Source organism: Faecalibacterium sp. Marseille-Q4137 (assembly GCF_017377535.1).
Taxonomy (GTDB): domain Bacteria; phylum Bacillota; class Clostridia; order Oscillospirales; family Ruminococcaceae; genus Faecalibacterium; species Faecalibacterium duncaniae.
In genome coordinates, this window is sequence record NZ_JAFREK010000006.1 from 89,664 (window position 1) to 97,972 (window position 8,309).

General features: G+C 61.9%; 7 protein-coding genes. All 7 read right to left on the reverse strand.

From position 1 onward, the window contains the following. Positions 1-6 precede the first annotated feature (6 nt). Entirely contained in the window at positions 7-1,137 is a 1,131-nt protein-coding gene (locus J3353_RS04370; protein ID WP_156068875.1) for a sodium ion-translocating decarboxylase subunit beta, read from the reverse strand. A gap of 245 nt (positions 1,138-1,382) precedes the next feature. Continuing rightward, on the reverse strand, positions 1,383-2,270 hold the full coding sequence (locus J3353_RS04375) for an aldose 1-epimerase family protein (RefSeq protein WP_156068876.1): 888 nt from the start codon (positions 2,268-2,270) through the stop codon (positions 1,383-1,385). Positions 2,271-2,286: 16 nt separating this feature from the next. Continuing rightward, a complete protein-coding gene (locus J3353_RS04380; protein ID WP_207684268.1) occupies positions 2,287-3,249 on the reverse strand; it encodes a D-2-hydroxyacid dehydrogenase in 963 nt (320 codons plus the stop codon). A 1-nt stretch (position 3,250) separates the two neighbouring features. Further along, positions 3,251-3,976, reverse strand: coding sequence for an NAD-dependent protein deacylase (locus J3353_RS04385; protein ID WP_207684269.1), 726 nt, complete (start codon positions 3,974-3,976; stop codon positions 3,251-3,253). Between the two features lie 109 nt (positions 3,977-4,085). Next, complete coding sequence (locus J3353_RS04390; protein WP_207684270.1) at positions 4,086-4,979, reverse strand: NAD(P)H-hydrate dehydratase; 894 nt, start codon at positions 4,977-4,979, stop codon at positions 4,086-4,088. A gap of 177 nt (positions 4,980-5,156) precedes the next feature. Continuing rightward, positions 5,157-7,754: a translation factor GTPase family protein gene (locus J3353_RS04395; protein ID WP_207684271.1), complete on the reverse strand. Its 2,598-nt coding sequence runs from the start codon at positions 7,752-7,754 to the stop codon at positions 5,157-5,159. A 12-nt stretch (positions 7,755-7,766) separates the two neighbouring features. Further along, complete coding sequence (locus J3353_RS04400; RefSeq protein ID WP_207684272.1) at positions 7,767-8,189, reverse strand: hypothetical protein; 423 nt, start codon at positions 8,187-8,189, stop codon at positions 7,767-7,769. Between the last annotated feature and the right edge of the window lie 120 nt (positions 8,190-8,309).

Consider the following 8,309-nt stretch of genomic DNA (forward strand, 5'->3'; position numbering starts at 1 on the left):
CCTCCGTTAAACCATCAGGGTCAAGATCAGGCCGCCTGCAATGACGGACGCGATCTGTCCCGAAACGTTGACGCTGATGGAATACATCAGCAGGAAATTCTGGTTGTCCTCTTCCAGGCCCATCTTGTTGACCACACGGCCACTCATGGGGAAGGCCGAGATGCCGGCCGCGCCGATCATGGGATTCAGCTTTTTGCCTTCCGGCCGGAAAAGGTTCAGCAGCTTTGCAAACAGCACGCCGCCTGCCGTATCAAAGACAAAGGCCACCAGACCCAGTGCAAGGATGAGCAGGGTGTCGGGCCGCACGAACTTGTCGGCGGTCATCTGCCCGGCAACGGTCAGGCCCAGCACGATGGTGATGAGATTTGCCAGCACATTCTGGGCGGTCTCGCTCAGCACATTCAACACCCCGCACTCCCGCAGCAGGTTGCCGAACATCAAAAAGCCCACCAGCGCCACACTGGCCGGAGCCACCATGCCTGCAATGATCGTGACCACGATGGGGAACAGGATCTTGGTCAGCTGGGAAACACTGCCCTTTTCATAGGACATCCGAATGCGGCGCTCCTTCTGCGTGGTCAGCAGCCGGATCACGGGCGGCTGCACGATGGGCACCAGCGCCATGTAGCTGTAGGCTGCCACCATGATGGCACCGAGGTACTGGGAGTTGAGCGTATTGGCCACGAAAATGGCGGTAGGGCCGTCTGCCGCACCGATGACAGCGATGGAGGCAGCATCCTTCAGGTCAAAGAAGAAGCCCGCCAGAAACAGGGTAAAAAAGATGCCGAACTGGGCCGCCGCGCCAAAGAGCATCAGCCACGGCTTTTCCAGCAGCGGGCCAAAATCGATCATGGCACCGATGCCGATGAAGAGCAGCAGCGGGAACAGCTCGTTGGACATGCCCGCTTCAAACAATGCAGAGATGGGGCCGACCGTATCCCCCTGCGTGATGGCACCCGAGAGAGGCAGGTTGACCAGAATGGCACCAAAGCCCATGGGCAGCAGCAGGCTCGGCTCCATCTTTTTGGCGATGGCAAGGTAGATGAGCAGTGCACCGATGCCCCACATCACCACCATCTGCCAGGTCAGATTCCCAAAATTGGAAAAGAGACTGGCGAATGTGTTCAGAAGATCCATATTTATTTTTCCTCCTTATGTTCCTGTGCCGGGCAAGAAAAAAGAGACCCTTGCCACAGCACTCTGTCTGTGACAAAAGTCTCAAGCCAACACATGACATCGGGCATTTCTGCCGTGATGACGCTGCCATGCAGCACCCCGCAGGCCCTGCGGGATGCCCTTTACTCCCTTTTATCGATTCTAATTAAATCAGAATGCAGTCCCCTCTGTCAAGGGGTTCCTGCATTTCTTTGCCAAACTTTGCTTCAGCGCTCAAACGTTGTGCTGAGGGTGGTCTCCCAGGTCTGGCCGGGGGCAAGGCAGGCGGCAGCGGCGCGCTGGCTCCACTCCTGGGTATCGGTCTGGGCACCGGGCAGGGAGTGCCACGGCTCAATGCAGACAAAGCGCACTGGCTTTGCCGGAGCCGACCAGATGAGGGTATAGGGGTAGCCCTCCACATTGCAGACAATTCCCTTGCCGGTGTCCTTCTCGTAGATGCCCAGCGTGCGGCTGCGCAGACCGGCCATGCAGAAGCTGTCGTTCTCAAACAGATCGTCTGTCAGGGGGATGCTCTGCTCGTTCTTCCACCGGTAACCGCACTTGCCGGTCAGCAGACCGTTGGGGTAAGCGTCCAGGATCATCGGGCTCTCCGGCTGGTCGAAGCGGAACTCGTAATCGGTGGTGGTGTGCTTGTCATCAAAGGGGATGCGGAACGCCGGGTGGTAGCCGATGCCGAACTGCAGCTCCTCGGCGGCATCGGCGGGGTTGGTGACGGTCAGGGTGTGGTGCACCGTCCTGCCCTCCAGCCGGAAGGTGCTGGTCAGGACAAAATCAAACGGGAAGCGCTCTGCCTTGCTCTTTTCATCCGAGCGCAGCTCCAGCCGGATGGTGTCGCCCTCGGCGCAGAGCAGGGTGTGCTCCACGTCCCGGGCAAAGCCGTGCTGCCCTCCGGGGTAGGTCTTGCCCTTATGGGTAAAGGCCCCGCCGGTCAGCTTGCCCGTCCAGGGGAAAAGGATGGGGGCGTGGCGCTTCCAGACAGCCGGGTCGGCCTGCCAGAGCATCTCCTGCCCGGCGGCATTTTTCAGGCTGACTGCTTCGGCACCATGGGTATCCACGGTCAGGGTCAGGAATTCGTTGTGAATGGTTGCCTGCATGATTCATCTCTCCTTTTTATCTGTTGACGATGTGCTCGCCGTTTCCTTCCAGCCAGGTGCACAGGTTCCGGGTGGTAATGTCCATCAGGTTCTGCAAAGCCTCCCGGGTCGTCCACGCAATGTGCGGTGTGAGGATAGCGTGGGGTTCTGCCCGCAGGGGGCTTTCCTGAGGCAGAGGCTCGGTGACAAAGGCATCGGCCCCGTAAAAGCCCAGCTGACCGCTGTGGAGGGCCGCTGCCACGGCCTCCTCATCCACCAGCGCGCCCCGGGCCGTGTTGAGCAGAATGGCCCCGGGCTTCATCTTCGCCAGCGCCTCCGCGTTGACAAGGCCCCGGGTCTGGGGCGTGGCCGGGCAGTGCAGGCTGAGGATATCGCACCGCCTCAGCAGGGTATCATAATCCACGAACTCCACACCGTCGGCGGCGTATTCGGGCCGGACGGTGCGGGTGCAGACCAGCACCTCCATGCCAAAGGCTCTGGCAATGCGGGCCGACTGCCGCCCGATGCTGCCATAGCCGTAAACGCCATAGGTCTTGCCGTAGAGCTCCATCTGGGGCAGCAGGCCGATGCTCTCCGGGATATCCAGCTGCCAGCATCCCTGCTTGACGGCACGGTTGTAGCGCTCCGCGCACTGGCAGATGGCCAGCAGCAGGCTGAAGGTCATCTGGGCCACGCTGTAGGTAGAATAGCCCGGCACATTGGCCACTGCAACGCCGTGGCGGCGGCAGGCTTCCAGATCCAGGTTGTCGGTGCCCGTGGCGATGATGCCCACCCATTTCAGGTTCGGGCACTGCTGTAAGATCTTCTCATCCATGCGGCACTTGTTCAGCAGAACGATGTCCGCATCTCCAATGCGGGGGGCGATCTCCTCGTAGGCCGTGCGGACATAGCTGGTGGTATCGGGCACCAATGCCTTTACCCCCGACCAGTCGAGGTCGCCTTCCTCCATGACATAGCTTTCCAGAATGACAGCTTTCATCTCAGTCCTCCAACAATACGTCCTCGCTCAGCACCTGACCGATGGGCTTGGCAATGCACAGGTCTGCCTGCGCATCGGCCCCGGTGGGCTGCATGTTGATGACCACCAAATGGCGGCCCCGGAAGTACCGGATGAGCCCCGCCGCCGGGTAGACCACCAGACTGGTGCCGCCGATGATGAGAGTATCCGCCTTACGGATGGCAGACACGGCCCCGGAGAGCACTTCCTCGTCCAGCCCTTCCTCGTACAGGACGACATCCGGCTTGACGATGCCGCCGCACTTGGGGCAGCGGGGCACGCCGGTACTGTTGGCAACGAAGTCCACATCGTAGAACGCGCCGCACTTCACGCAGTAGTTGCGCAGGGTGCTGCCGTGGAGCTCGTAAACGGTCTTGGAGCCAGCCGCCTGATGCAGGCCGTCGATGTTCTGGGTGACGATGGCCTTCAGCCTGCCCTCCCGCTCCAGCTTTGCCAGCCGCAGGTGGGCAGCGTTGGGCTTTGCCCCCTTCACAATGAGCTTATCCCGGTAGAACCGGTAGAACTCCTCGGGGTTCTCCTCCCAGAAGGTATGGCTCAGGATGGTCTCGGGCGGGTAATCGTACTTCTGGTGGTACAGGCCGTCCACGCTGCGGAAATCGGGGATGCCGCTTTCGGTGGAGACCCCCGCGCCGCCAAAAAAGACGATGCGGTCGCTCTCGGCAATGATTTTTTCCAGTGCAGGAACCATAAAAGAAACGCTTCCTTTCCGGCAGATCGTTGTGTTTTGGATAGCTCCAGTATAACACAAATCCAGCGGAAAGGAAGCGTTTCTTTTTTTGATGGGATCGTCCCCTTGCTCAGCGCCCGTTTTCGGCAAACAGGGTCCCCAGCGCATCCAGCAGATCATGCGGGAGCATCCCGGTTTCCCCGTGCAGGGCAGCGGCACGGTCGGCAGCTGCACCATGGAGATAAACGGCACAGGCAGCGGCCTCAAAGGCAGGCAGACCGCAGGCCAGCAGGGCGCTGGTCATACCCGCCAGCACATCCCCGCTGCCGCCCCGGGAAAGCCCCGGGTTGCCGGTGGGATTGACCGCACAGCGGCCATCCGGCCCTGCAATGACGGTGTGCGCTCCCTTCAGCACCACCACAGCATTCCATGCTTTCGCATAGCGCAGCGCCGTGCCTTCCCGGTCCGCGTTGATCTCTGCCGCAGAGTGTCCGGTCAGCCGGGCCATCTCGCCGGGGTGGGGCATTAAAATCAGTTCTCCTTGAGGGTGAGGCATTTTTTCCGTTTGGAGCAGGTCAGCGGCGGCGTTCAGGCTGTCCGCATCCAGCACTGCACTGCCGGAAAAGCCGGGCAGGAGCATTTTTACCAGTGCCCGGGTCTCGGCGGCACGGGCCGCGCTCTGGGCCGTATAACCCAGCCCGGGGCCCGCCAGCAGGACAGAGGCCTTCTGCCGCCGGATGCGGTCGATATTCTGGGGCGAGATGCCGCCCTCGGCCCCCGCTTCGCAGGGGCAGAGGCAGCACTCCGGCAGGCGGGCGGCCACAGCCGCCAGCACCGGCTCCACACTTGCCAGCGTAACGATGCCGGCCCCGGTGCGCAGGGCACCTTCCACGGCCAGCGCCGCCGCGCCCCGGTAGGACGCACTGCCCGCCACCACCAGCACGGAGCCAAAAGTCCCCTTATGCGCATCCCGGGGGCGGGGCTGGATCTTTTGCCAAACATATTCTGAGGTCGTGCTAAACATAGGCTGCTGCTCCTTTCCTGCCGTGGCTCGCCCTCTCCGTCAGCGCTTATGCGCTGCCACCTCTCCCAAAGGGAGAGGCCTTGGCAATACCCACAGCAAGGCTGTGTGGTTCCGCCAGAGGCTCCCCCTTCGGGGGAGCTGGCAAAGCCGCAGGCTTTGACTGAGAGGGTGAGGATGTTACCCTTCCCCCTGCAAATACCTCCGGATCTCCTTCTCCGCCTCCTGCACCTCTTCATGGAACATGCGGGCAGAGACACGGAGGGCACCATGGCCCAGAATGATGACCTGTTCCATGCCATCGGAGGTGGCCACGCGGACGCGGCGGCCCTTGCCGATCTCATGGGTGACACGCTCGATGAACATATCGGCGGTCTCGGCTTCCCGGGTGTAGACCACATGGATATTGTGGTACTGCTCTATGCTGCCGGGGCTGCCCGGCACACGGTAGGCATCAAACACAAGGATGAGCACGCACTTCTTAAAGCCCTGATAGTTGCAGAGGATGTCCATCAGCCTGCGGCGGGCCGCTTCCAGGCTCTCTTTGGAGAGTGCGTTCAGCTCGTCCCATGCAAAGATGATGTTGTAGCCGTCCACCAGCAGGTATTCGGGCTGGATCTCCCACTGCTCGGCGTTGAAATCAGGGCGTTCCCGCTTCTGGGTGGGGCGGAACGCCGCCAGCGGGTCCCGCTTGATGGGCCCATAGGTCTGTTCAAAGATCTTCAGCAGCTCAGCATCCTCTTCCAAAGTAGCACGATAGGCGGCCATCCGGCGGGGACGGGCCTGCACCGCTTCCTCGGTCTTTGCAGTCTTGCCCCAGCCGCTGTCCACATGCATGTGGCTGCGCACCTGCTCCCAGGGCACCACAAATCCGGCCCCGTGGGCGCAGAACACCGAATCCGCCGGGTTGTCGAGGTCGTGTTCCGGCTCATAGCCCGCGGCCTCGATGACCTCTGCTGCATTGTGGCAGGGACGGTAGCCGTCCAGCGTCAAGGTCAGGTGTCCCCTGCCCCGGGTGTAGCCCACCACCTCCATGGGGTAGCTGCGCATGGTGGAAGCCGGTGCGGTGCCGGTGAGCAGGGTGGTATCCCCGTCGGCTCCGGTCTCGGGCGGGTCAAAGCTGCCGCCCATATTCTGGATATCGTTCATGGCGCGTCCCACGTTGTCAGAGGGCAGCTCCAGCCGGAAGGCATACCACGGCTCCAGCAGCTGGGTCTTGTGGATCTGGTCTGCCATCATCAGGCCCTGCCGGACGGCGCGGTAGGTCGCCTGCCGGAAGTCGCCGCCCTCGGTGTGCTTGAGGTGGGCGCGGCCCGCAATGAGGGTGATCTTCACATCGGTCAGGGGTGCCCCGATGAGCACGCCCAGATGCTGCTTTTCCTCAAGATGCGTCAGCACCAGCCGCTGCCAGTTCTTGTCCAGCACCTCTTCCCGGCAGTCGGCGGCAAACTGCATCCCGCTGCCCCGGGGCAGCGGCTCCAGCTTGAGGTGGACTTCCGCATAATGGCGCAGGGGCTCGTAGTGGCCCACACCCTCCATGGCTTCGGTGATGGTCTCCTTATACAGGATGCCGCCGGGGCCGAAGCTGACCTCCAGCCCGTACCGCTCAACCAGCAGGCTTTTCAGCACCTCCAGCTGGATCTCACCCATCAGCTGGACATGGATCTCGCCCAGGGTCTCGTTCCAGACCACATGGAGCTGGGGCTCCTCCTCTTCTAGCCGATGGAGCTTTCCCAGCGCGGCGTGCACGTCTGCGCCCTCGGGCAGCAGCACCTGATAGCTCAGCACCGGCTCCAGCACCGGCAGGTCGCTGTCCCGTTCCGCCCCCAGACCCTCGCCGGGGCGGGCTTTGGTCAGGCCGGTAACGGCGCACACCTGGCCGGGGCCGATGCACTCCGCCAGCGTAAACTTTGCGCCGGAGTAGAGCCGCAGCTGGTTGGCCTTTTCGGCCCATGGCTCCCCGTCGACCTCTCCGGTGAGCTGGGCTTTCACCTTGAGCGCGCCGCCGGTCACCCGCAGCCAGGTCAGGCGGTTTCCCTGCTCATCCTGGCTCACCTTGAACACCTTGGCCCCGAAGGCTTCCAGCGCGGGGGCCGGGCGGGTATAGCGGTCAAGGCCCTCCACCAGCGCATCCACCCCCTGCAGCTTCAGGGCTGAGCCAAACCAGCAGGGAAACACATGCCGCCGGGCAATGGCGGGGATGAGATCGGTATCGGTCAGGATTCCCCGGTCCAGCATCGTCTCCATCAGCCGCTCATCGCAGAGAGCCAGCGCCTCGTCCCGGTCGGCCTGCTCTGCCCCAAAATCCACAAAGCCATCCCCCAGCCGACGGTTCAGCTGGGTCAGAAGCGCTTCCCTGCCCGGGCCGGGCAGGTCCATCTTGTTCACGAACACAACGGTGGGGATGCGGTACCGCCGCAGCAGCCGCCAGAGCGTCTCGGTATGGCTCTGCACACCGTCGGTGCCGCTGATGACCAGCACCGCATAATCCAGCACCTGCAGTGTCCGCTCGGTCTCCGTGGAAAAATCCACATGGCCCGGGGTGTCCAGCAGGGTAAAATCGGTATTGCCCGCCGTGAAGAGGGCCTGCTTGGAGAAAATGGTAATGCCGCGCGCCTTTTCCAGCGCGTCGGTGTCCAGAAAGGCATCCTTATGGTCCACCCGGCCCAGCTTGCGGATGGTGCCGGTGCCGTAGAGCAGGGCCTCGGAAAGGGTGGTCTTGCCGCTGTCCACATGGGCCAGAATGCCGATGACCAGCTGTTTGTGCTCTTGTTCCATGCCGCGGCCCCCTTACAGTGCGCTGGCGATCAGCGCAGCAGCGACCAGCGGCAGGCCCAGCACCAGATTGGAGAGCAGGCTGCAATAGGTGCGCTCCTGGGGTTCCAGCTCCTCAAAGGAGACGATCTTCTCATCCGCATAGTCGATGATGGAGCGGGTGGAGTGGATCTTTTTCTGCCGCTTGCCCATCCCCTTGAACTCCTCCAGCAGATGGTGGATGGTCACGCCATCCAGCCGCAGATAGTCCACCCAGGCCCAGATGAGCAGCACCACGCCGCACAGAAAGCCCGGGGCCTCCCAGATGGTAAACGTGCCATCGCTGACATAGCGCTGCCACAGCAGCATCAGCACGGCCACAATGGAGGTGCGGGTCACGGTCTTATATAAAATGGGGTGGAACATGTAGCGTTTGTACATCGAGGTCAGTTTCTTCATGGTGCGCTCCTTATTGATACAGATACATTTTATTCTATCATGTTTTTGTGAAAAAAGATAGCTGTTTTGTGCGCACAGCGTGAACAGTTTCTCTCTTTCGCCTGTTCTTTGCAGATATAC